At 61.5% G+C, this 24,345-nt stretch carries 21 protein-coding genes and 1 pseudogene; 8 read left to right on the plus strand and 14 right to left on the minus strand.

All coding sequences use genetic code 11. The annotated features are described in order from the left end of the window. Positions 1–28: 28 nt before the first annotated feature. The 3 genes and pseudogenes from FHT78_RS16530 to FHT78_RS16540 all read right to left on the minus strand — a co-directional run bounded on the left by FHT78_RS16530 (position 29) and on the right by FHT78_RS16540 (position 3,623). Positions 29–1,558, minus strand: a complete 1,530-nt coding sequence (locus tag FHT78_RS16530; RefSeq protein WP_183746039.1) for a carboxypeptidase — start codon at positions 1,556–1,558, stop codon at positions 29–31. Positions 1,559–1,656: 98 nt separating this feature from the next. Beyond that, entirely contained in the window at positions 1,657–2,949 is a 1,293-nt protein-coding gene (locus FHT78_RS16535; protein ID WP_183746041.1) for an MFS transporter, read from the minus strand. Further along, positions 2,946–3,623 (minus strand): annotated as a pseudogene (locus tag FHT78_RS16540) (FadR/GntR family transcriptional regulator). Before FHT78_RS16540 ends, FHT78_RS16535 begins: the two are co-directional and overlap by 4 nt. Positions 3,624–4,170: 547 nt before the next feature. Between FHT78_RS16540 and FHT78_RS16545 the strand changes: the two are divergent. Then, the gene (locus tag FHT78_RS16545; protein WP_183746044.1) at positions 4,171–4,983 is read left to right on the plus strand and encodes a class II glutamine amidotransferase; all 813 of its coding nucleotides are present in this window, start codon (positions 4,171–4,173) and stop codon (positions 4,981–4,983) included. Here the strand turns inward: FHT78_RS16545 and coaBC are convergent. After that, positions 4,970–6,181, minus strand: a complete 1,212-nt coding sequence (gene coaBC / locus FHT78_RS16550) for a bifunctional phosphopantothenoylcysteine decarboxylase/phosphopantothenate--cysteine ligase CoaBC (protein WP_183746047.1) — start codon at positions 6,179–6,181, stop codon at positions 4,970–4,972. The two genes, FHT78_RS16545 and coaBC, sit on opposite strands and share 14 nt — an antisense overlap. Before the next feature lie 370 nt (positions 6,182–6,551). Here coaBC and FHT78_RS16555 point away from each other — a divergent pair, with 370 nt between their 5' ends. Continuing rightward, a complete protein-coding gene (locus tag FHT78_RS16555; RefSeq protein ID WP_183746050.1) occupies positions 6,552–7,415 on the plus strand; it encodes an NmrA family NAD(P)-binding protein in 864 nt (287 codons plus the stop codon). A 52-nt stretch (positions 7,416–7,467) separates the two neighbouring features. On the opposite strand, the gene FHT78_RS16560 is transcribed toward FHT78_RS16555, so the two are convergent. Continuing rightward, on the minus strand, positions 7,468–8,232 hold the full coding sequence (locus FHT78_RS16560; protein WP_183746053.1) for an SDR family oxidoreductase: 765 nt from the start codon (positions 8,230–8,232) through the stop codon (positions 7,468–7,470). A gap of 126 nt (positions 8,233–8,358) precedes the next feature. Between FHT78_RS16560 and FHT78_RS16565 the strand changes: the two genes are divergently transcribed. Beyond that, complete coding sequence (locus tag FHT78_RS16565) at positions 8,359–9,264, plus strand: LysR family transcriptional regulator (protein WP_183746057.1); 906 nt, start codon at positions 8,359–8,361, stop codon at positions 9,262–9,264. Here the strand turns inward: FHT78_RS16565 and FHT78_RS16570 are convergent. Then, complete coding sequence (locus FHT78_RS16570) at positions 9,261–10,136, minus strand: LysR family transcriptional regulator (protein ID WP_183746060.1); 876 nt, start codon at positions 10,134–10,136, stop codon at positions 9,261–9,263. The two genes, FHT78_RS16565 and FHT78_RS16570, sit on opposite strands and share 4 nt — an antisense overlap. Positions 10,137–10,226: 90 nt before the next feature. On the opposite strand from FHT78_RS16570, the gene FHT78_RS16575 reads away from it, so the two are divergent. Both FHT78_RS16575 and FHT78_RS16580 read left to right on the plus strand, forming a co-directional pair. Further along, positions 10,227–11,480, plus strand: coding sequence for an MFS transporter (locus tag FHT78_RS16575; RefSeq protein WP_183746062.1), 1,254 nt, complete (start codon positions 10,227–10,229; stop codon positions 11,478–11,480). Between the two features lie 57 nt (positions 11,481–11,537). After that, positions 11,538–11,939, plus strand: a complete 402-nt coding sequence (locus tag FHT78_RS16580) for a GFA family protein (protein ID WP_183746065.1) — start codon at positions 11,538–11,540, stop codon at positions 11,937–11,939. A 9-nt stretch (positions 11,940–11,948) separates the two neighbouring features. Here the strand turns inward: FHT78_RS16580 and FHT78_RS16585 are convergent, their stop codons facing one another. The 8 genes from FHT78_RS16585 to ubiE all read right to left on the minus strand — a co-directional run bounded on the left by FHT78_RS16585 (position 11,949) and on the right by ubiE (position 21,774). Further along, complete coding sequence (locus FHT78_RS16585) at positions 11,949–13,610, minus strand: urocanate hydratase (RefSeq protein ID WP_183746067.1); 1,662 nt, start codon at positions 13,608–13,610, stop codon at positions 11,949–11,951. 47 nt (positions 13,611–13,657) lie between these two features. Then, the gene (locus tag FHT78_RS16590; RefSeq protein WP_183746069.1) at positions 13,658–13,987 is read right to left on the minus strand and encodes a TfoX/Sxy family protein; all 330 of its coding nucleotides are present in this window, start codon (positions 13,985–13,987) and stop codon (positions 13,658–13,660) included. Between the two features lie 3 nt (positions 13,988–13,990). Beyond that, on the minus strand, positions 13,991–15,088 hold the full coding sequence (locus tag FHT78_RS16595) for a DUF917 domain-containing protein (RefSeq protein ID WP_183746071.1): 1,098 nt from the start codon (positions 15,086–15,088) through the stop codon (positions 13,991–13,993). Further along, on the minus strand, positions 15,069–16,349 hold the full coding sequence (locus FHT78_RS16600) for a Zn-dependent hydrolase (protein WP_183746073.1): 1,281 nt from the start codon (positions 16,347–16,349) through the stop codon (positions 15,069–15,071). The genes FHT78_RS16595 and FHT78_RS16600 overlap by 20 nt, the downstream gene beginning before the upstream one ends. Then, entirely contained in the window at positions 16,346–17,713 is a 1,368-nt protein-coding gene (locus FHT78_RS16605; protein WP_183746075.1) for an amidohydrolase family protein, read from the minus strand. Before FHT78_RS16605 ends, FHT78_RS16600 begins: the two co-directional genes overlap by 4 nt. A gap of 28 nt (positions 17,714–17,741) precedes the next feature. After that, on the minus strand, positions 17,742–19,325 hold the full coding sequence (locus FHT78_RS16610) for an aromatic amino acid lyase (RefSeq protein WP_183746077.1): 1,584 nt from the start codon (positions 19,323–19,325) through the stop codon (positions 17,742–17,744). Positions 19,326–19,417: 92 nt separating this feature from the next. Beyond that, a complete protein-coding gene (gene ubiB / locus FHT78_RS16615; protein ID WP_183746079.1) occupies positions 19,418–20,992 on the minus strand; it encodes a 2-polyprenylphenol 6-hydroxylase in 1,575 nt (524 codons plus the stop codon). A 5-nt stretch (positions 20,993–20,997) separates the two neighbouring features. Beyond that, positions 20,998–21,774 carry a bifunctional demethylmenaquinone methyltransferase/2-methoxy-6-polyprenyl-1,4-benzoquinol methylase UbiE gene (gene ubiE / locus FHT78_RS16620; RefSeq protein WP_183746082.1) on the minus strand — a complete coding sequence of 259 codons (777 nt, stop codon included), beginning with the start codon at positions 21,772–21,774 and terminating at the stop codon, positions 20,998–21,000. 153 nt (positions 21,775–21,927) lie between these two features. Here ubiE and mutM point away from each other — a divergent pair, with 153 nt between their 5' ends. From mutM to rpsT, 3 genes are all read left to right on the plus strand, one after another. Next, positions 21,928–22,818, plus strand: coding sequence for a bifunctional DNA-formamidopyrimidine glycosylase/DNA-(apurinic or apyrimidinic site) lyase (gene mutM, locus FHT78_RS16625; protein WP_183746085.1), 891 nt, complete (start codon positions 21,928–21,930; stop codon positions 22,816–22,818). Between the two features lie 9 nt (positions 22,819–22,827). Further along, positions 22,828–23,601, plus strand: coding sequence for an enoyl-CoA hydratase (locus tag FHT78_RS16630; RefSeq protein WP_183746088.1), 774 nt, complete (start codon positions 22,828–22,830; stop codon positions 23,599–23,601). Between the two features lie 194 nt (positions 23,602–23,795). Next, complete coding sequence (gene rpsT / locus FHT78_RS16635; RefSeq protein ID WP_007814867.1) at positions 23,796–24,074, plus strand: 30S ribosomal protein S20; 279 nt, start codon at positions 23,796–23,798, stop codon at positions 24,072–24,074. Positions 24,075–24,345: the final 271 nt, after the last annotated feature.

Raw genomic sequence — 24,345 nt, forward strand, 5'->3', positions numbered from 1 at the left:
AAGGCCCTCCGGCAACCCTCGATAGTCTTCAATCTGCCGGCGGGCTGGCGGGATGCGCGGCATAAAAGGCCTTTGCATCCGCCGTGAATGCGGCGCGCTGGCCGGCGGTCGTGTAGAACATATGCCCTCCGCGATAGAGTTTCAGCGATATACGATTTTCCGCAAGGGACGGCGGCAAGTGATCCACCACATAGCGGCTGACGCCGTAAGGCGTCACGAGATCGCTGTAGCCATGGGCGATCAGCAGGTGGAAGGATGGGTTGGAAGCGAGCATCTGCCTGATGTCGTCGGTGGCGCTCGCCTGCAAACGTGAACCGCGGCCGCTGCCCCACTCCCAGCGTCGGCTGATGTCATTTTCGAGCAGCGTGTAGGTCATCTCGGTCTTGAAGCCGAGTTCGTTGCGGGCATAGTCGGCAAAGGCTCCCCCATAGGCCCTGGTAAAGCCGTCGAGGATCGCATCGTCGCCTCGGTCGTAATCGGATTCGGGATAGGGGTCGGGTGTTGCAAAGGCAGCATCGTATGGGCTCATGACCTCGCCCGGCTGCTTGCCGGAGTGCTTCGCGTAGGCATCGCCGAGAAAGCCGCGATTGCGGGTGACAACTTCAAGCGGAATGCCCGTAAGATCGGAGACCCTCTTGTAGAAGATTGTTGCCGCGTCACCTGTCGGTGCAGCGCCGGCGAGCGTGGTGAGGTAGTCTCCAAGCGCGAAACTCTCGGCATCACGCTGGCCGGATTCGCTGAAGCTCTTGCGCCGGTCGGCTTCGGCGGCTGCCAGTGAGGGGAATTCCAGCGCAGCACCCAGCGCGAACTGGTCCGCGTCGAACATCAGCTGACCTTCGAGCAGCGGCGAAAGCATGACGGTGCCGGCGATGATGATGCCCTGGCTCTGCTGCAGGGCCGACGCAACCTTGGCGGCGCGGAAGCCGCCATAGCTTTCGCCGAGCAGATATTTCGGAGAATTGCCGCGGTTATTGTGCGCGACGTAGAGGGCGATCACCTTCGCCATCGTCTGCGCGTCGGTGCCGACATTATAGTAGTTCGAGGCGTCGTCCGCCTTTACCGTACGGCTCCATCCGGTACCGATGGGGTCGATCAGCACAAGATCGGTGAAATCGAGCCAGCTATGCGGGTTGTCGACGAGCTTCGCATTTGCGCCGTCACGGCCGCCAGGCCCAAAATCAAGTATACGCGGGCCGACAAGTCCAAGATGCAGGAAGGCGGAAGCCGCGCCCGGGCCTCCGTTGAAGGCAAAGGTGAGCGGCCGGTCCGGCCCGGCATCCTTGGCTACATAAGCGGTATAGAAGATTGCAGCGTTCTGTCCGCCATCCTGGCCGAAGAGATCAAGTGTGCCTGCCGTGGCCGTATAGGCTGTCTTGCGCCCATCGGCCGTCGTGAACTCGTGCTCGGTAACGGAATCGCCAGGCAGCAGCTTGAGGACACCTTCGCGTGGAGAGCCCTGTGCTGCAGGAGCGCGTCCGCCAGCCTCTTGCGCAAACGAGAAGGCGGGCGCGAGCGCAACAGTCAGCGCGGCGACCAGAAGCACGGATCGGAAGCGCAAAGATTTTCCTCCGGTGGGTCAGAATGCAGCTGAGATAGGGTAGCAGCCGTATTCCTTCGATGGAGATCAAGAGATGGTGATAAGAAGGTGAGCCCGGCCTATTCGACCTTCTCGATCGTGCGCGCATTCACATGCAGAGCCCGGCCGGCCCGCCACCCATTGAAGGCGGCGCCAAGGCCGAGTGCGATGAAAAGCACCGCGCACCAAGCGAAATTTCCAGTCGAGCCGCGGATCAGACCGACAATGAACGGGCCGATGGCCGCAAGCAGGTAACCCACACATTGCGCCATGCCGGAAAGGTGAGCGGCGACATGCGGATCGCGCGAACGCAGCACGATGGCTGTCATCGCCGCGGCGATCAGCCCGCCCTGACCGATGCCCTGCAGCACGGCCCAGACCCAGACGGTGGAAAGCGGCGCAAAGAGCAGGCCGAGAAGTGCGACGACGGCGAAGGCGCAGAGCGTCACGTTGATGAGGCGCTGATCCCTGCCTCGTACCGCGATGTGCGGCACGACGAGACAGGCGGCAGCTTGGACCATGACTGAAATCGAGACGATGCCGCCGGCCACAACACCGTCAAGACCGCGTTCGCGCAGGATCGGCACCAGCCAGCCGAAGACGCAATAGGCAAGCGCCGATTGGAGCCCCATGAAAAGCGTGACCTGCCAGGCAAGCTTGTCCCGCCACAGACCTTCAACGCGAAAACCGCTGCGCCGAGCCTGTCGGCTGCTCGCAAAGACCTGCGGCAGCCATATGAGCCCGACAAAGAGCGCAGGCAGCGCCCAGACAGAGAGCGCGCCTTGCAGCGAGCCGCCGAGCGCGTGTTCGATCGGTAGCGTCAGGCCGGCCGCACCGGCGGCGCCCGCGCAGAGCGCCATCGTATAGAGGCCGGTCATCAGAGCCGTATTCGCGGCGAAGTCGCGTTTCACAAGCCCGGGCAGCAGCACGTTGCCGATGGCGATCGCAGCACCGGCAAGCGCGGTGCCGAAAAAGAGCAGGGGGACGGAGGAAAGACCGCGCAGCGCCGTACCGAGCGTCAGCAGCAGGAGTACACCGAGCAGTGTCCGCTCCGAGCCGATGCGCTGGGCAAGCCGCGGCGCCAGCGGCGAGAAGGCGCCGAGGCAAACGACGGGCAAGGTCGTCAGCAGACTGGTCCCCAGAGGCGACAGGCCGAGTTCGGTGCGGATTTCCGGCAGCAGGGCGGAAGCGCTGGAAAACACCGGCCGCAGATTGAAGGCGATCAACACAAGGCTGGCACCGAGCAGGAAGCGCGCCGTCATGCTCTGCTTCTGCGGCGGCAGCGGTGAAGGCACGCTGTCGATTTCGGCATCGATCATCGCCTCGTCGACTGCGTCGAACGAGGATGTGGCATTCTGTATGGGCATTGTCATGAAAGAAGCATTCGATCGAGGGCGGAAAGGATGGGTGCCATGAAATCGCGCACGGCTGCATCGGCCTTGTCGGGACTGCCGGTTTCGATGGCGTCGACAATCAACTGGTGTGACTGCATGTCAGGCTCTGGAATCGCCTTGTCGAGTGTTGCGGCAATCGTCTCGGCGATCGAGAGGGAGAAGAAATCATAGATCTCGATCATCGCCCGGTTGTTGGACGCGGCAATGACGGCCTTGTGGAAGGCAAGGTCGCGTTCGATGAAACCTGCCGGATCGCCGCCTTCATAATTGCCGCGTTCGGCAAGCAATGCGCGAAGCCCGGCGATGATGCCGGGTGTCTTGCGGATGGCGACGAGCCGTGCGCCTTCGACATCAAGTGCGCAGCGCGCCTCGAACTGGTCGCGCAGGCTGGCGCGTCAAGCCATGCTAAGCGCTCGGCTGTTATCGGTGGTCGAAAGCACATAAGTGCCGGAACCCTGCCGCGTTTCCAAAAGGCCCTGCGACACGAGGACACGCACGGCCTCGCGCACTGTGCCGCGACTGACCGAAAGCATGGCCGAAAGTGAACTCTCGTTCGGCAGTTTCTCGCCGACAGCCCAGCGTTTGGCGAGTATCTCGGTGCGGATCGCTTCAGTGGCGGTGTCGGCAAGGTTGGTCTTGTTGAGAGGTTGCATGCGCTTTATTCGTAAAGTCATCTGATGATTATATGAATAAAGCCACTCCGCTTGAGCGTCAACGGGCAATGAAGACAATAAAAAGGGCCGCTTTCGCGACCCTTTCCATGAGGTTTGGCCTGTAACCGGCCCGGACCGTCTGATGCGGCCCTAGGAAGGTGGGGTTTAGAGCGAGGGCTGCCTCGCTTTCATCACCACTTCCATGCCTGTTACGAGGTCCGAAAACTCATTAGACATTGGATCACCTTCCTTTCGTTACGTTGATAATGATCTAAAAGTAGGCTGATTCCTTCGCGATGCAAGAGGAAAATGCATGGCTGTTTTTTAGCCGGCGTCTGGTTATGTCGTTCAACTGCCTGATCTTCCACCGCCGCAATCACGCAATTTCACATCGTTTTTGCGGAAAGTGATCTCCGACAGCGTCAGGAATTTGTCATCCTTGCCTTGCAAATTAGGTGCCTGTTAAGTCCTTATTAGCCATAGCGTCGGACAATCCAAGACGTTTTTCAGCATTCCTGCCGTAGCAGCGGCGGGACGGAGCAAGAGCATGTGTCGCTGGGCAGCCTATCGTGGAGACCCCCTCTATCTGGAGGAACTGGTATCCTCACCCGCCCATTCCCTGATCGAGCAATCCCATTGCGCCACCCGCGCCAAAACGGCGACGAATGGCGATGGTTTCGGCATCGCCTGGTATGGTGACCGGCCTGAACCTGGCCGCTATCGCGATATTCTGCCGGCATGGTCCGACTGCAATCTGAAGAGCCTGGCGCGGCAGATCCGCTCGCCGCTGTTCCTCGCCCATGTGAGGGCCGCGACCGGCGGCGGCACACGGCGCGACAACTGCCATCCCTTCACGTATGAAACCTGGTCGTTCATGCATAATGGGCAGATTTCCGGTTTCGAGCGCCTGCGTCGGCCGATGGAAACCATGCTCGACGACGAGCTCTTTAATGCCCGCAGCGGCACAACGGATTCCGAGCTCCTGTTCCTGCTCGCTCTGCAATTCGGTCTCCGGGATGCGCCGGTCGCCGCTGTGGCCCAGACCATCGCCTTCGTCGAAGGCCTGGCGGAAAATATCCTTGGCTCCGTTCTGTTGCGCTTCACAGCGGCCTTCTCGGACGGGAAGTCTCTTTATGCGGTGCGCTATGCCAGCGACTGCAAGGCGCCGACGCTCTATGCCGCGCCCCTTGCCAATGGCCACTGCCTCGTGTCCGAGCCTCTGAATGACGATGGTGATGCCTGGCAGGAAATCCCTAACGGGAGTGCGGTGATCGTCGGTGCCGATGGTCTCCAGATTACGGCTTTCCAGCCGGAAAAGCCTGCGGCCAAACGGCTGGAACCTCTTTCTATCTCTGCATAAGCTGTTCCGCGATCAACGCGGCCAGCCGTTCCGCCACCTCGTCCTTGGATAGATCCGGCCATTGCTCGATACCGTCGCGGCGGATGAGTTTTACGCTGTTGCGCGTCCCCCCCATGATGCCGGTCGACGGCGAGACGTCATTGGCGACGATCAGGTCCGCGCCTTTGCGCTCCAGCTTCAGCCTGGCATTGGCTTCGACATCCTGTGTCTCTGCAGCAAACCCGATCACCAGCTTCGGCCGCGTCGTGTGATGACCGACGGTCTTGAGAATGTCCGGGTTCTCCGTCAGCGCCAGCGTCGGAATGGATTCGCCCGGATGCTTCTTGAGCTTCTGGTCGGCAGCTGACGCGACGCGCCAGTCGGCAACCGCAGCCACCATCACTGCGACATCGGCGGGAAGGGCAGCGAGAACGGCATCGCGCATCTCTTCGGCCCGCTCGACATGCACCATTCGGACGCCGACGGGATCGGGAATGGTGACCGGACCGGACACCAGCGTCACATCCGCCCCGAGCCGCGCAAGCGCCGCGGCAATGGCATGGCCTTGCCGGCCGGAGGAGCGATTGGCGATGTAGCGCACCGGATCGATCGGCTCGTGCGTCGGGCCTGAAGTGACGATTGCTTTTTTGCCGGCAAGCGGCTTCGGACCATCATCGAGCAGGGCCTCGGCAGCGGCCACGATTTCCAGCGGCTCGGCCATGCGGCCCGTGCCGGTCTCTCGGCTTTCCGCCATCTCGCCGGCAGCAGGGCCGATGAAACGGATGCCATCGCGCCGCAATGTCTCGATATTGCGTTTCGTCGCCGGATGCGCCCACATCTTCGGGTTCATCGCGGGTGCTACGAGAACCGGCCGATCGCTGGCGAGCAGCACCGTGGTGGCGAGGTCATCAGCAAGCCCGCTAGCCATCTTCGCCATGAGATCGGCTGTTGCGGGCGCGACCAGCACCAGATCGCAATCGCGCGCCAGCCGGATATGGCCGACATCCTGCTCGTCCTGTCGGGAAAAGAGATCGGTAAAGACATGGTCTGCAGCAAGCGCGCCGACGGCAAGCGAGGTCACGAATTCCTGCGCACCCTTCGTCATGATCGGCCGCACGGAGGCGCCGCGTTCGCGCAGGCGACGGATGAGATCGAGGCTCTTGTAGGCCGCGATGCCGCCCGAGATGATGAGGAGGATGCGTTTGCCGCTGAGAGCCATGGTCTTTTCCCGTCGCTTCTTTGACCGAACAAACCCTAAGCCTTTGGCGGAAAACATGCAATCGCAGCGCGCAGGCTTTGGTCTGCTTCGGCGCAACGATCGCAATCGCCATGCCGACGCCGATCGCATGTGAAACTCCAAAGACGTCGGGTCGGGCAGGAAAAGGACGAGCAGCGGTCGCAAAGGGATGTTGCTGAGCCGATATGTCCTATCGCGCGCCGGAACAAGAACCTGCCTGCATCACGACGAAGGTCGATTTGGCAAGTCGCAGCAATTGCTGCGCAGAAGTCACTGATAATGTGACATAAGCGCACTTAAATCACATATCGCGTGGCGGCATAGTGGGGCCAACCTATAAAGGAGTTGCTCTATGTTTGCTGTAACCGGAATGACTGGCAAGGTCGGCGCCGCTGTTGCCGATCATCTGCTGAAGGATGGCGCAAAGGTCCGCGCCGTCGTGAGAAATCCCGAAAAGGCTGCAGGCTGGAAAGAACGCGGCTGCGAGCTGGCTGTCGCCGACATGAACGACACTATAGCGCTGACGTTGGCGTTCGGAGGCGCGGAAGCCGTTTTTCTCGTCATCCCTCCGCTTTTCGATCCCGCATCGGGTTTCCCGGAGGTGAAAGGTATGCTGGCAACGCTGAAGACAGCGCTTGAGGCGGCAAGGCCCGGAAAGCTCATCTGCCTGTCGACGGTCGGCGCGCAGGCGACACAGCCGAACCTGTTGAGCCAGCTCGGCATTGTCGAGAAGGAGCTTTCGACACTCTCCATTCCGGTCGCTTTCCTGCGCGCTGCGTGGTTCATGGAAAATGCCGCGTGGGATGTGGCGCCGGCCCGCGAAAGCGGCGTCATTTCGAGCTTCCTTCAGCCGCTCGATCATGCTGTACCGATGATTGCTGTCGATGATATTGGCCTGCTTGGTGCGAAGATGCTTCGCGAGGACTGGCAGGGCTTACGTGTCGCGGAACTGGAAGCGCAGGAACGTGTCAGCCCGATCATGATCGCAGCCGCCTTCGCCAAGGCGCTCGGCAAGCCGGTGACGGCGGAAGTCGTGCCGCGGGAAAGCTGGGAGGAGCTGTTCCGCGCCCAGGGTATGAAGAACCCGGAACCGCGCATACGCATGCTCGAGGGCTTCAACGACGGCTGGATCGACTTTGAAGGCGGCCGCGAAAAATCGTTGAAGGGTGCGACCAACATCGAAACCGCGATCCGCCGCCTCGTTGCCGGCGCATGAACGAAAAGCCGCGATGAGAGGAGCCGCGGCTTTCGCATGTTATGCATCATGCTCAGGTGCGAGTGATCGATACACCGCCATCGACCAGCGAAGCCGTGCCCGTGACGAAACTCGCGTCGTCGGAGGCGAGATAAAGCACCGAGCGGGCAAGCTCTTCCGGCGCTGCGACGCGCTTTAGCGCATGCAGGTTTGTAATGAAGGACTGCTTGTCCGAAGTGTCGTTCATTTCGCGATACATGTCCGTATCGACAGCACCAGGCAGGATGGCATTGACGCGGATATTCTGCGGACCGTATTCGGCAGCGAGCGCCTGCGTGAGCCCGATGAGGCCAGACTTGCTGGCGGCATAGGCTGCCACGCCCGGGAAGGAGAAGCTGTAGCCGACAAAGGTCGAGGTGAAGATCACCGAGCCGCTGCCATGCTTGATCATTTCGGCGATCTGATGCTTGGCAGCGAGGAAGGAGGCCGTCAGGTTGATTGCCAGCGTTTCGGCAAAGCCTGCTTCTGAAACTTCGGTGCTCGGACCCGCTTCGCCGATCGTTCCGGCATTGTTGAAGGCGATATCGAGCTTGCCGTAATTTTTGACGGCGGCTGTGACCAGCGCCTTGTGATAGTCTTCCGAGCGGACATCGCCGGCAATGGCCACAGCATCGCCGCCGGCAGCCTTGATTTCTGCAACCAGGTTTTCAAGCTCGGCCTGGCGACGCGCACCAACGACGACCTTGGCGCCTTCGGCGGCGAAAAGCTTGGCGGTTACGCGACCGATACCCGAGCTTGCGCCGGTGACGATTGCGACTTTGTCGATCAAACGATTCATTGTTCCATCTCCTGACTTTGGGTTGGATCGGCATTGCCGTCCCGTTTCGATGGCTGGAAGATGGCACTTTTCCTTCGTTCGGATTAGTCTCCCAAATGCGGAGCTCGAATTCGGGAAAGCCGAACGATGATGAAGATTGAAGGGATTGCGACTTTTGTCGCCGTGGTGGAGGCCGGATCGGTCAGCGAGGCCGCCCGGCGGCTGCGTTTGTCCAAGTCGGTTGTCAGCGAAAGACTGGCGGAACTGGAGAAGACACTGGGCGCCATGCTCGTCCACCGCACCACGCGCAAACTGACACTGACGGAAGATGGAGCAGCGTTTCTGGAGCGCGCCGGGCGCATCGTTCGCGAGATGGAAGACGCCGCGGCCGATATGGCCGAGCGCCGAGGCACGCTTTCTGGGCCACTGCGCATCGCGGCCCCCGTCAGCTTTGGCCGCCTGCATATCGGCCCGGCCCTCTATCCATTTTTGAAGGCGCATCCGCAGATCGCACTGACGCTCGATATGGATGACAGGCGCGTGGATCCGGCCTCGGATGGCTATGATGCCATCATCCGCCACGGCGCTATCGCCGATACGAGGCTGGTCGCCTGGAAGCTCGCCCGTAGCCGTCGGCTGCTCGTCGCCTCGCCCGATTATATCGAGCGTCACGGCAAGCCCGGCTCGCTGTCCGATCTCAATGATCATCGCGGTGTCTTCTATACCAACCGCGGTGCCGCCGATTGGCGCTTCCAGACGGAGGAGGGCGCGGTCGTCATCCGCGCCACGCTCGGTCTCGGCATCAACAATGGTGACATGCTGCATGATGCCGCGATCGAAGGCCTCGGCATTGCGCTGTTGCCAACCTTTATCGCCGGTCCGACAATTCGGGACGGTCGGCTGATAGAGATCGATGTCGGCGCCAAGCCCGAACCGGAATTCATCTACATGGCCCATCCCGAAGGCCGAAACCCCTCGGCCAAACTGCGCGCCATCGCAGATCATTTGAAGAAGACCTTCGGTGATCCGCCCTATTGGGATCCAGATTTCTAATTCAGAAGGCTCATCAGATTTTCGGTCACGGGAGATCGCTGGCTGCGCAGCACGGCCAGCGCCAGCCGTGCCACAGCGGGCGGTCCGTCGATCGGCCGGTAGACGACGCCGGCAAGTTTGATCTGCGAAATCGAGGCCGGCACGATGGAGACGCCGAGATCGGCCGCGACGAGATTGACGACCGAGGAAATTTGCGGCGCCTCCTGCGCCACCGTCAGTTCGAAGCCCGCCTCGTGGCAGGCACGCACCACATCGTCATAAAGGCTGAGACCGACCAACCGCGGGAAGAGGATGAAAGGCTCTCTCGCCAGCAAGGCAAGCGCCAGCGTCTTCCGCTTCGCCAGCGGATGGCTTGCTGGCAGGGCGACGACCATCGGTTCGTCCGGCAAGCGCTTCAGCCTGACGCCATCGGGATCGTCGAGCCCCGGCCGCATAAAGGCCGCATCCACTTCGCCGCGTTCGAGCTTCTGCATCAGGCCGAGCGTGTTCATTTCCGTCAGTGAAAGCTGCACTTCCGGCCAGCGAGCCTGAAAACGGCGGATCGTCGTGCTGACAATGGGGTTGAAGGCGGAAGAAGCAGTGAAACCGAGCGACAGCCGGCCGGTCTCGCCGCGATTGGCGCTCTGCGCCGCCAGCCGTGCTTTCTCGGCTGCCGCGAGTGACGCTTTCGCTTCCGACAGGAAGGCGGCGCCGGCTGCGGTCAGTTCCGCCCCATGCGGCACGCGATGGAAGAGCACCGCACCGATTTCCGTTTCAAGATCGCGGATTTGCTGGCTGAGCGGCGGCTGGCCGATGCCGATGCGTGCGGCTGCCCGCGTGAAATTACCCTCCTCAGCCACCGCCAGAAAATACCTTAGATGCCGCAGCTCCATCGCTATCTCCAAAACATATCAAGATCGCCTCTTTCATATATTGGACAAATGGAGGCGGTCTGACTAGATCGGTGGCAGGAAGGAATTGATATGTCCGACTCCGCAATCCAAGACGTCGCCGGCCTGCAAACGGCCGATGAAGACCATCAGAAACTCTATCTGACACGCGGTACCGGCGCCTATCGCCGCGCCAGCCTGGCGCTCTTCCTCTCAGGCTTTGCCACCTTCTCGTTGCTCTATTGCGTGCAGCCGCTATTGCCGATTTTTTCGCAGGAATTCGCCGTCAGCCCGGCCGAAAGCTCACTGGCGCTGTCGCTCTCTACGGGCTTCCTGGCGATCGCGATCGTCTGCGCCGCAGCAGTCTCGGAAGGGTTAGGCCGGCGCAGCCTCATGTCGATCTCACTGGTTGGTGCTGCCCTACTGACGATCGCCACCGCCTTTGCGCCGAACTGGCATCTGATCCTGGTCATCCGGACAGTCCAGGGCTTCGTGCTCGGCGGTGTTCCGGCCGTTGCCATGGCCTATCTCGCGGAGGAGATCGACCCGCGCGGCCTTAGCACCACCATGGGCCTTTATGTCGGCGGCACGGCTTTCGGCGGCATGTCGGGCCGGGTGCTGACGGGTATCTTGGCCGAATATCTATCCTGGCGACCCGCCTTGTTCCTGATCGGCGCCATCGGCCTTGCCGCCGCGATCGGCTTCATTGCGCTGCTGCCGCCCTCGCGCAATTTCGTGCGCCGCGCGGGCTTCGACCCGCAGTTTCATCTGAAGGCGTGGTCCGGACATCTCAGCAACCCGGCATTGCCCTTCATCTTCATGATCGCCTTTTTCGCGATGGGTTCCTTCGTAACGATCTACAACTATGCCGGCTTCCGCCTCGTCGCACCGCCCTATGATATGAACCAGACCGAACTCGGCTTGATCTTCACGGTCTACCTCTTCGGTATCGGCGCGTCCACGGTCGGCGGCATCCTTGGCGACAGGCTCGGCCATTTTACCGTGCTGCTGGCGGGCATCGTCATCATTGCAGCAGGCTGTGCTCTGACCCTTTCGGCCTCACTGTCGCTGATCATCACCGGCATCATCGTGCTGACAAGCGGCTTCTTCATGACGCATTCGGTGGCAAGCGGCCTGGTGGGCAAACTTGCTGCCGGCACCAAGGGTCACGCCTCCTCGCTCTACATGCTCGCCTATTACATCGGCTCGAGCGTCATGGGCTCTGCCGGCGGATGGTTCTGGGCTGTGGAGGGATGGTCTGCGATCGTGATTTTCACGCTGACGATGATGGCGCTCGCGTTTCTGTCCGCGCTGACCGCGCGCCGTCTCGCCCGTCTCCTCCCTTGACTTCTGGCGTGCAACGACTAATTAACTGAAAGGTTAAATACAAGTCGGAGAACCACGTTGAAGAAAATCTATCATGGAAGCTGCCATTGTGGCGCCGTTGCCTATGAAGCCGGGCTTGACCTTTCAGCGGGCACCTTCAAGTGCAATTGTTCGATCTGCCGCAAGAAGCGCAGCTGGCTAGCTGTCGTGCAGCCCGATGACTTCCGGCTGGTCTCGGGCGAGGATCGGCTGCGCAAATATCAGTTCGCTTCCGGCTCGATCCAGCATCTCTTCTGCGAAAATTGCGGCGTCGCTTCCTTTGCCCGCAACGACAATGAAACAATCGGCCCCTTAGTTGTCGTCGCCGTCAGTTGCCTTGACGATGCCAGCACCGAAGAACTTGCCGCGGCACCGGTTGCATATTTCGATGGCCTGCATGACCGCTACGACGCCGAGCCTGCGGAAAAGCGGCTTCTATGACAATGGCTTTCAGCCAAGCCGGATATAGGGCACGTCCTTCTTCGCCACCTCGTCGAGCGCCTCGTCATAACCGGCATCGGCATAGCGCATGACGCCGAGTGCCGTATCGTTGGTCAGCGCATGGTCGAGCCGTTCGTCGGCGGCCTCGGAGCCGTCGGCAACGACGGTGACGCCGCAGCTCGTCATATAACCGGCATAGCCGCCGCCGCCGGAGTGGACGACGACAAGGTCGGCCATCGACGAGCAGAGCATCATTGCGTCGAGGAGCGGCCAGTCAGCAATGGCGTCTGAGCCGTCCTTCATACGCTCGGTCATGATGTTCGGATGCGCCATTGCGCCGGCATCGAGATGGTCGCGCGAGAAGGCGACAGGGCCGTTGATCTCGCCATTCGCGACCAGTTCGTTGACCCGCCGCGCCAGCGCCGTGCGCTCACCATGACCCAGCCAGGCGATACGGGCCGGCAGCCCCTCGAACGGGATGTGTTCACGCGCCAACCGGATCCAGTTGGTGATGATCTTGTTGTCGGGGAACATCTCCAAGAGCAGATCGTCGATGCGGGCGATATCGCTTTCTTCGCCCGAGAGCGCCATCCAGCGGAACGGGCCGATGGCGCGGGCAAAGAGGGGGCGGAGATAGGCTTCGGTAAAGATCGGAATGTCGAAGGCATTGGCAACGCCACCCTCGCGGGCCTGCGTGCGGATGAGATTGCCATTGTCGAAGACTTCCGCACCCCGCTTCTGGAATTCCAGCATTGCGGTGACGTGCTCGACGATCGAGGCACGGCTGGCAGCCATGAGCTGGCCCTGGCCATCGTCGCGCAGACCCTTCACCTGATCGACGCTCATGCCCTTCGGCACATAGCCATAGACAAGGTCATGCGCCGAGGTCTGGTCGGTGACGACATCGGGCAATATGCCGCGCCGGGCAATTTCCGGATAGATCTCAGCGGCATTGCCAACGAGGCCGACGGAGAGCGCACGCTTTTCCCTGACCGCGGCATCGATCATCGCGAGCGCGCTGTCGAGGTCGGGCGCGATCTCCTGCAGGTAGCCGATCTGCTGGCGCTTGCGGGCGCGTTCCGGATCGATGTCGATGCAGAGGATGGCAGCGCCGGCCATGCGGCCCGCCAGCGGCTGCGCTCCACCCATGCCGCCAAGCCCTGCCGTCAGCACGAAGCGCCCATGGAGATCGCCGCCGAATCGACGCTCGGCAATGCGCATGAAGATTTCGTAGGTGCCCTGAATGACGCCCTGGCTGCCGATATATTGCCAGGCGCCGGCCGTCAGCCCGCCCCAGCAGATCAGCCCCTTGCGCTGCAGCTCGTAGAAGACCTCGGCCTTCGCCCATTGGCCGACGATGTTGCAATTCGCCATGATCACGAGCGGCGCCTTGGCATGCGTCTTCACCAGCCCGATCGGCTTGCCGGACTGAATGAGCAGCGTCTGGTCCTCCTCCATCTCGATCAGCGCCTTGACGATGCCCCGATGCGCCGCCCAGTTGCGCGCCGCCTTTCCGAGAGCGGCATAGACCACCAGGTTGTCGGGGTCTTCGCCGACCGAGAGCACATTTTCCAGAAGCCGCAGCAGCGCTTCCTGCCGCCAGCCTTTGGCGCGCAGCTCCGGTCCGCCGGGGATCGGAAATTTCGGATGGCGTGGATTGGCCTTCGGCATCTTGGGTTCCTCGTCGTTTCGTCAGCGGCGCCTTGAAGGGCACTGGTTCATTTGGCAGGCATCGGTTCCACATAGGCAAGCGCCGCGTCGATGAGACGTCGCCGCATGGCATCGTCGCCATAGACATCGGCATTGGCCCGCACCCAGCCATGCATGATCCGCTCGCCTGACAGCATCTGAATCACGCCAGGCAGAGCCAGCGCCCAGCCGTCATTACCCTTGCCGAGACGCAGCAACATGCCATCCTGGCGCGCGCAGCAGAGCAGGTTGCCGTTGAGCATGAAGGCCCAGCCGCCGAACATGGATTTTTCGGTCAGCCCCGACCGATCGCCGAGTTCCTCGCGCATCAGTTCTTCCAGGCCGAGATCGCGTGCCATGGCTCAAGCCCTCGTCTCCAGTGCATAGCGTGCTATCTCGATACCCATCGCCTTTTCGACAGGCGGATAGACGGTCGGATCGAGCACGCTGGCCGACAGCGGAATGATGTCCTTCGGCACGTGCAGGATAAAGACATGCATGCCGCCCTTGAGCTGCCCCACGGAGAGCGGCTCGCCCTCCTCGGAGAGCGTGGTTATGACGGCCGGGAAGGTTGCGACGCGCCTGCCGTCGGCATCGTCGACGGCCATATATTCGTTCATCACATGCAGCGTCACGGCCTTGTCGCCGGCGCCGACCGTGATCGTGCCGATGTCGAAGGCTTCCTTGGTGTAGACGACATCCTTCTTGGTGATCGTACCCTCGGCGAGGATATGGCCGCCTGTCGTCTTGCAGATCGCATCGATTATCGCCGAACCACCGCGCTTTTCCGCTTCGATGATCGCCTCGCCGAGCTTCAGCGCCATGGAGATGCCGCCGAGTGCGGCATTCCTGCGGACATAGGAGGCGCGCAGCGGATTGCGGCAGCTGGCGATGAAGCCGCCGGACTGGTCCGCCGCCGCCCGCAGCACCGGCGAAATCTTCGCCGTCGCGCCTTTGACGACGAGTTCGATGTAGCGGTTCTCCGAACGATTGCCACCGACTGCCGTCTGGATCATCTGTTCCGGCGAACCCGCCATACCGATCGATCCCATGTCGCCTGTCGGATGGGCGCGGATATCGCCGACCGCATCAATGACCTTGGTGCCGAGGATCGCCGAAGGCAGCCAGCCGTTCAGCGTCGAGGACTTGCCGTTCTGGCCGATGATGAGCCCTGACAGCTTTTCGCCGAGCGCCTCCTGGAGAAGCTGCACGGCCTTCACATAGTCTATGCCTTGCATTTCCCAGGGTGTGGTGGACGCCGGTGCGCCGATCGCTGCCGCCGTGGCGATCCAGTCGTTGTCGCCGAGTTCCTCGATGGAGACGAGTTCCGGTTTGCCGACATTGACGGCAGCATAACCGAGCATGCGGCCATGATCGGCCCAGCCGCCGCCGCCGGCCGCATAGACGGAACCGCCCTTGACGGCGGCCTCCACGTCCTTCTCAACCAGTATGCGTCCCATTATCCTTCTCCGTCGTAAGTGTCCTGTCCATCTCGCGCACCGCCTCGAAAAGCACGGCGGCGCCGAGCGCTATATCGTCATTTTCAGCCCATTCATCCGGCGAGTGGCTGCGGCCTTCCCTGCAAGGCACGAAGATCATCGCAGCCGGCGCAACGCGGGCGATCCAGGCCGTGTCGTGGCCCGCACCCGAGGCCATGAAGCGGTGTTTGGCACCGACGGTCTCGCAGGCCCGTTCCAAAATCGAGAGCAGGCCCCCATCGCTCGGTGTGGGGGAATTGTCGGAGATGCGGTTGGGCGGTGCGATCGTCACACCAAAGGCCAAAGCGAGTTTTTCCGTATGGCCGTCCAGCCAGCGGCAGAAGGCCTCCATGTCCGCGCGGATTTCGGCGCGCGCGTCGATCAGCAATACAACACGCGACGGCACGACATTGGCGGCATTCGGCTCGATGCGAAACTCGCCGACGGTCGCTGCAAAATGGCCGGGCGTCTTGGCAAGCTCGCTTGCGGCATTGCGGATGTCGAGCACGATCTGCGCAGCGGCAACCAGCGCATCGGCACGCGAATCCATCGGCGTCGTGCCGGCGTGATCGGCGCGACCCTCGACGGTGATTTCAATGCGGGTGATGCCCGAGATCGCGGTGACGATGCCGATATCCTTGCGCTCGTTTTCGAGAACAGGACCCTGCTCGATATGCAGTTCGAGGAAACCGGCAATATCCGGCTTGTTCTCATGGGTCAGGACGCCTGGTGATCCCCCGACCTCGGCTATCGCCTCTCCAAGCTCCCGGCCATCGACGCTGCGAGACAGCCATGCCTGCGGCAATTGCCCGGTCATCCCGCGGCTGCCGATGCAGGAAACGCCGAAGATGCTGACTTCCTCGGCCAGAAAATCGACAATCTCCAGATCATGGTCGAGATGGATCTCTTGTTCACGCAGCGCCCGCGCAACTTCGAGCGCCGCAGCGACGCCGGCAACGCCGTCGAAGCGCCCACCGTCGGGCACAGTGTCGGAATGGGAGCCGAGCATGATAATGCCCGAGCCAGGCTTTGCGCCTTCGCGTCGGCCGATGAGATTGCCCGATGCGTCGATACGGGTATCGAGGCCGATCGCCCGCATGCGCCCCTCAAGATAGGCGCGGCCTTCGAGGAAAAGCGGTGAAAAGGCCCGTCGCGTCCACGGATACCCCGGCTCGGTGATGGCGGAAAGAGCTTCGATATCGGCGGAAATCCGGCCGGGATTGACGCGCAGGTTGCGGCTCATGCCAGCACCTTTCGTGGAAGCGGGCGCACGAAACGACCGGCGCCGGGTTCGGCCAGGACCTTCGATCCTTCGGTAATCTTTTCACCGCGCAGCCAGGCTGCCGAAATCGTCCACGGCAGGCGGATACCGTTATAAGGGCTCCAGCCGACGACATTGTTGCCGCTGGACGAGGCGTCGTAGACGGCTTCCTTCGGCTCCAGCACGACGATATCGGCATCCTTGCCAGGTGTGAGCGCGCCCTTGATATGGTCGAGACGAAAATGTTTAGCCGGGTTTTCGGCCATCAGCTTTGCCGCCCAGGTCAGGGGAATGCCTCGCTCCAAGGCGCCCTTGACGAAGAGCGGTACCATAACCTCGAGTCCGGGGACGCCAGACGCATTCGCAAGCATGTCGGGATTGGTCTTGCGATTTTCCGACCAGCTCACGTGATCGGTCGAAACCAGCCAGACATTGCCCTCGGCGACCTTGCGCCAGAGCGTCTCGACTTCGGCGCGCGGTCGCACCGGCGGATTGATCTTCGCCTTACCGCCAAGCCGCTTTACGTCGTTTTCGTCATCGAGCGTCAGGTAATGAATGCAACATTCCACCGTCGCTTCGAAGCCGTCGCGGCGATAGGCCCGCGCGATGTCGTAACCGCGTCCGAGCGAGCAATGCACGACATGGGACGGGCAGCCGGTATTGGCGCCGGTCTCGAAGATCGTGTGCATGGCAAGCAGCTCGGTGATCGGCGGGCGCGACAGGCCATGGGCGCGCCAGTCGGTAATGCCGCTTGCCTTCACCTGCTCCATATAGGTGCGGACCGCCTCGTCATCCTCGTTGTGCACACCGGCCGTCAGCCCAGTTGGGGCGATGGCCGCAAAACAGGCTTCGAGAAGGGCGGGCGGAATGCGCGGGAAACGTTTGGGATCGGTGCCGAAGGTAGAAAACTTGAAGGCGGCAACACCTGCCGCCACCATCTCGGCGATGCGGGCAGCGCCCTCCGCGGGATCGACCGTGCCGTAGAGGGCAAAATCGACGCGCGCCTGCGGGCCGGCATGATCGACCTTCTTCTTCACCGCTTCGGCTGAGCAGACGAGATTGCCTTCGTCATAAGGCATGTCGACGATGGTGGTGACGCCGCCGGCAGCGGCCGAGCGCGTCGACCAGATGAAATCCTCCTGGTCCTTCTGGGAAAGCGAGTGGACCTGCGCATCGATAGCGCCCGGCAGGATCAGTGCCTTGCCGAGCAGGTGCCGTTCTTTGGCCGCCGGCGGCACGCCGATGCCAACTTCGCCGATCTTTCCGTCGTAAACGGCGACATAGCCGCCCTCGACAATACGCTCCGGCAGCACCACTATGCCCTGCAGAACGAGATCGAAATCCATGCCGCGTCTCCCTCGGTAGGTTCGAAATTCAGATGATGACTGTTTCCTGCGTCAGTCGCTCCTCGATGCGCTCGAGCGACCCGAGCGCGAAGAAATCGTCAAAAGAGGCGATCGGCACCTGCTCGATCAGCTTGGAGAGGAACGCGTCAGAGCCGAGTTCCTCTTCGATCGCCTCGACCTCGGCCGAAAGCGGCCGATCGACCGTGTAGAAGTCCGCATGTTTACGCACGACCTCATAGAGCATGCCGGCAACGCCCTTCGGCGTGTCGCCGATAATATCGATCGCCTGTGCCGAAAGCAGGGCTTCCAATGCGGCGAGACGCTTCAGCGCTCGCATCTGCCGGTCGAAACGTTCGATGACGAGCGGCAGAAAGGCTGCCTCGTCCTCGAGACCGGCCGCAACGACGAGCGATTGCGCCGAAACCGGATTTGACATGGAGAGTACGCGCGAGAAGATCTCGCCTGCGAGCTTGATGATCGGTCCGAAGCCGGTCGCGATGCGGCCGGGAGGCACGAGATTAACCGGCAGGCCGCGCCGCTGGCCGTTGCCGAGCAGGACGCAGCGGTTGAAGGCGTTTCGCGCCGCATGTGCCATGCAGAGTGCCGCCGATTCCAGCAGAATGGTCACGTCGAGCGGCAGGGAGCCTCCCGATGTCATCACCCGTCCCTCGACGACGACGGGATTGTCGTCGGAACGACCCGTCGCGGCGAGGATCTTGTGGCCCGTCGAAAGCAGGTTTTCGATAACGGCACCGAATACCTGGGCGATCATGCGCAGGCTGAGCGCATCCTGCACATGCGTTGCGACCGGCCATTCCCATTCGTCCGAGGCATTGCACAGCCAGGCGCCGATCAGCGCTTCCCGTGCCGTGCCGACATGACGCACGGCCCGCCAGGGATCGCGCGAAGCGCCAAGCGCGCCAGACGCCATCATGCCTGTGGCAAGCAGAATGCGGATGGAGGCCGCGGCATTGCGCGTCGTCTCGGCGGCAGCGGCAAAACTGACGGCATTGACACTGAGCGAGGCGAGGCTGTCGCGTGGCGCCATCTTCACTGGCTCCATGCCGGCGGCCTGGAAGGCTTCGGCCGCCTGCATACGGTTGCCGCGATAGATCGCCTCGCCGACGCCCGTCAGCACCGCGCCGATCTGGCCCATCAGTCCGATATCGGCGCAGCCGATCGAGCCAGTGCGGCGCACGACTGGAATGATGTCCGCCTTCAGCATCCGCATATACGCGTCGATGAGGTCAGGGGTGCAGCCGACCTGGCCCGTCAGCGCCGTGTTGACGCGCATCGCCATCGCATTGCGCACGACATTGCAGGAAAAAGGTGTGCCGGTTCCGAAGTGGTGGGCGCGCACGAGACCGAGGTTGAAAGCGTCAAGATCTTCCGGTGACCATTCGACATCCTTCATGGCGCCGACGCCTGTCGTCGCCCCGTAGACCGGCATACCGGATTCGATGGCATCCTCGACAATCGTGCGCGCGATCTTCACGCGCTGCATGCCGATATCAGAGGCTGAAAGCGCAACCTTGCCGGACCCGATCCGCACCATCTCGGCAAAGCTGAATGGCTGGCCGCTCAGTTCTATTCCCGGCCGTTCGTGCTTCATGTGCTCATCTCCATAGAGGCGAGACTAAGCGAGCCTCATGCCTGACGGGATATCCCAAATGCCGAACACATCATGCTTTTGTTGGCGTCCCATCAACTCAGTATCCAGGCAATATAGAGAAGCGTGAGCGCAATGATCCAGAGTGCCACTTTCGCAGAGCGGTTATGGCGTGCTTCCGCCTTGCCTATGGCCTCGGCGGTCTGTTCGTCGAAGCGCAACCCGTGCTCGCTCATATGCAGAAGCTGATGGTGGAATTTTTCGGTCTGAGCGGCAATTTCGGGCGCGGCTTCGGCAAGCTTCACGGCGGCCTTCAGCCCGTCTTTGAGATCGGTGACGATGCGCTTCGGACCGAGATTGTTCTTGATCCAGTCGCCGACAACGGGCTCGGAGGCCTTCCACATATTGAAACGCGGATTGAGCATACGCGAGACGCCTTCGACGACGACCATCGTCTTCTGCAGCATCACGAGCTCGGGCCGCGTCTGCATGTCGAAAAGCTCAGTCACCTCGAAAAGCAGCGTCAGGAGTTTGCCCATGGAGATGGTTTCGGCCGGCTGGCCATGGATCGGCTCGCCGATCGCGCGGATCGCCTGGGCAAAGCTCTCGACATTGTGGTGGCCAGGTACATAACCTGCCTCGAAATGCACTTCCGCCACCCGGACATAGTCGCGGGTAATGAAGCCGTAGAGGATCTCGGCAAGGAAGCGGCGCTCCTTCTTCCCGAGACGCCCGACAATGCCCATGTCGACGGCAACGATCATGCCGTCGGAATCGACGAAGAGGTTGCCCGGATGCATGTCGGCATGGAAGAAGCCGTCGCGCAGCGTATGGCGCAGGAATGACTGGATCAGCGTGTCCGCAAGCTGGTTGAGATCGTGGCCGGCAGCCCGCAGCCCTTCGACATCGGACATTTTGACGCCGTCGATCCACTCCATGGTAATGACGTCGCGGCCGGTGCGTTCCCAGTCCACCTTCGGCACGCGGAAGCCCGGATCCTTTTCGGTATTCTCGGCAATCTCTGAAAGGGCGGCGGCCTCAAGGCGCAGGTCCATCTCCACCTTTGTGGTCTGTTCCAGCGTTTTTGTCACCTCCACCGGCCGCAGGCGTCGGCTGGCCGGCATCAAGCGTTCCTGCATATGGGCGACGAGATACATCGCCTCGATATCATGGGCAAACCGCGCCCGGACACCGGGCCGCACGACCTTCACGGCAACCTTCTTGGGTCCTGTCGGCGTATCGACCTCCGCCGGATGCACCTGCGCAATGGAAGCCGCTGCAATCGGATCGCCGAAGCTCGCGTAGAGGTCGGCCATCGATCGTCCGAGCGAGCCTTCGATATTCGCCTTGGCCGCTGCCGCCGGGAAGAAGGCCATCCGGTCCTGAAGCTGCGACAGGTCGTCGGCGAACTCGACGCCGACGACATCAGGACGCGTCGCGAGGAATTGACCAATCTTTACATAGGACGGCCCGAGCCGCTCGACGGCTTTCGCCAATCGGTCGCTGCGCTTCTGATATTTGCTGCGACTGCGGGCGAACATGCCGACGAAGGATTTCGCCAGGCTGACGGATGGCGGTAGGCCCTCCGAAGGCAGCGCCGAAATAACGCCCTCGCGCACGAGAATCCAGCCGACCCTTGCGAGCCTGAAATATGCCCCGAAAGCGCTCATGCGGATCAGAGCTTCCAGCCGGAATGCAGCGCTGCGATGCCGCCGGTATAATTCGTGTATGTCACGCGCGAGAAGCCGGCTGTCCGGATCATTGCCGCGAAATTCTCCTGGTTCGGGAATTTGCGGATCGATTCCACCAGATACTGGTAAGGCTCGGCATCACCGGTGATCGCCTTGCCGAATTTTGGAATGGCGTTGAACGACCAGGCATCATAGACCTTATCGAGAACCGGTAGCTCCACTTCCGAAAATTCGAGCACCAGCAGACGGCCGCCCCGCTTCAGCACGCGATAGGCCTCCGAGAGAGCGACCTCGATCCGCGGCACGTTGCGGATGCCGAAGGCGATCGTATAGGCATCGAAACTGTTCGCCTCGAAAGGAAGGTCCTCGGCATTAGCTTCCACGAAGGTGATATTGTCCGAAAGCTTCTTCTTTTCCGCCCGCTCGGCGCCGACACCGAGCATCGAGCCGTTGATGTCGAGCACGGTCGCATGCGCTTGGCGGTTCGATGCTTCGACGATACGAAAGGCGATATCACCCGTGCCGCCGGCAACGTCGAGCACCTTGTAGCCGGGCTCCTTGCGCGGGTTCAGAGCGGCAATCATGGCGTCTTTCCAGACGCGGTGCATGCCCATGGACATGACGTCGTTCATGATGTCATAGCGCTTGGCGACCTTGTGGAAGACCTCGTTGACGAGGCCCTGCTTCTCACCGGTCGGCACCTCGCGGAAGCCGTAGGATGTTTCCATGCCGCCATCGGCGGAGGTCCGGCTGTCTGGCATCAAGCTACTCCGTTCACATCAAGAATTCGGCGCGGCGACCATAGCGAAAGTGTGGCGGCAGCGCTATCTGTGGGCCACGGTCCGCCCGCGGCACGTTGGCGCTATAGCGCACATCGCTAGCGGTTGAAACACGTTAGATATAGATGGGTTAAGATGCCGGAATTGCCAGAAGTCGAAACAGTCAAGCGCGGCCTGACGCCGGCAATGGAAGGCGCGCATATCGAAAGACTGGAATTGCGCCGGGGCGACCTGCGCTTTCCTTTCCCGGACGATTTCGAGAGCCAGGTGTCCGGCCGCACGATCATCGGCCTCGGACGGCGGGCCAAGTATCTGCTGTTCGATCTCGACAGCGGCAGGACGATCATCTCCCATCTCGGCATGTCCGGCTCCTTTCGCATCGAACAGGGGCCGGTGACGGCCACGCCTGGCGATTTCCACCACGAGCGCTCCAAGGATGAGAAGCACGATCACGCTATCTTCCATCTGCAAGGGGAGGGCGGCCCGCGCCGCGTCATCTATAATGACCCGCGCCGCTTCGGCTTCATGGACATCGCCGACCGCTCCGAACTCGATGCCAATCCCTTTCTGTTCGGCCTAGGGCCGGAACCGACCGGCAACGAACTGTCGGCCGACTATCTGGCTGAGCGTTTCGACGGCAAGGCACAGCCGCTGAAAAGCGCGTTGCTCGATCAGAAGAACATCGCCGGGCTCGGCAATATATATGTCTGCGAGGCGCTCTGGCGGGCGCATCTGTTGCCGACGCGCGCAGCCGGCACGCTGGTGACCAAGGCAGGTAAGCCGAAAGAGGCGCTGAACCTGCTGGTCAGCTCTATTCGCGATGTCATCGCCGATGCGATCGCTGCGGGCGGATCGTCGCTGCGTGACCATATCCAGACGGACGGCTCGCTCGGCTACTTCCAGCATTCCTTTTCCGTCTATGATCGCGAAGGTCTTGCTTGCCGCACACCGGGCTGTGGCGGTACGGTCTCGCGCATCGTGCAGGCCGGCCGTTCCACCTTCTATTGTGTCGCCTGCCAGAAATAGGAGAGCGCCATGGCCTATGAAACACTTCTTGTCGAAACCCGCGGTAATGTCGGCCTCATCACGTTGAACCGGCCGCAGGCGCTGAATGCGCTGAATTCGACCGTGCTCAAGGAATTGAAGCAGGCCTATGCGGCCTTTCATGCCGATGAGGCTATCGGCGCGATCGTGCTGACCGGCTCCGAGCGGGCCTTTGCCGCCGGCGCCGATATCAAGGAAATGCAGCCGCTCGAATTCGCCGAAGTCTATAAGAGCGATTTCATCAGCGGCTGGGACGAGATCGCCAAGGCCCGCAAGCCGATCATCGCCGCCGTCAGCGGTTTTGCGCTCGGTGGCGGCTGTGAGCTTGCCATGCTTTGCGACTTTATCATTGCCTCTGAAACCGCAAAGTTCGGACAGCCGGAGATCACCCTCGGTGTCATTCCCGGCATCGGTGGTTCGCAGCGCCTGACGCGGGCGGTCGGCAAGGCCAAGGCGATGGACCTCATCCTGACCGGCCGGATGATGGATGCGGCGGAAGCCGAGCGCGCGGGACTCGTTTCACGTGTGGTGGCGCCCGAGAGGCTGCTGGATGAGGCGCTGGAGGCAGCAACCAAGGTCGCATCGCTGTCGCATCCTTCAGTGCTGATGGCGAAGGAGGCAGTCAGCCGCGCCTTTGAGACGACGCTGGAGGAGGGCCTACGTTTCGAGCGCCGCCTCTTCCAGAGCCTCTTTGCGACCGAGGACCAGAAAGAGGGCATGGCCGCCTTCATCGAAAAGCGCAAACCGGCCTTCAAGAACAGGTGAGCGGATGCTGCCGGGAAAGGCGCGTTTCCTTGAAAATGCGCGTTGACGCGGGTGAGCTTTAGCGTTATATGCCCGCCCACGGTTCGGAAAGCCGCGCAGGTTTTCCGCTAATGCTCCCGTATTGCTGAATTGAGTGGCCGCAGGGCCAGCGCGGCAATGGCGGAGTTTTGTTCGAATTCTTGAGAGAGGCATCCATGGCCAATACAACTTCGGCGAAAAAGGCGACCCGCAAGATCGCACGCCGCACCGCAGTCAACAAGGCTCGCCGTTCGCGCGTTCGCACCTACGTTCGCCAGGTCGAAGAGGCACTCGCCGCTGGTGATGCCGCCAAGGCAAAAGAAGCCTTCATCGCCGCTGAGCCCGAGTTGGCGCGCGCCGCGAGCAAGGGCGTTCTGCACGCCAATACTGCATCCCGTAAGGTTTCACGCCTCGCTGCTCGTGTGAAGGCTCTTTCGGCTTCCGCGAACGCCTAAATATCTCATTAACGAATTGCTCGTTATGATTAGCCCGGTAATTTTACCGGGCTTTTTCGATTCAACCACGTGGCTCGGGTATGGTTAATCCGGAGACGATTTCGTGTCAGGGGAATGACAGGAAAAATTGTTTCAAAACAATGGTTTACGCAAGGATCTTTTTAAGGCTTGCGACTCTGGTCACCCAGCCCGTGGCCCCAAATGAGTCAAGCAGATTTTTTCTTTTTTCTTTTTATGCGTGTCCAAAATACCCCACTTGGGGAATCTCCTT

The sequence above is a fragment of the Rhizobium sp. BK196 genome, assembly GCF_014193255.1.
Lineage (GTDB): Bacteria > Pseudomonadota > Alphaproteobacteria > Rhizobiales > Rhizobiaceae > Rhizobium.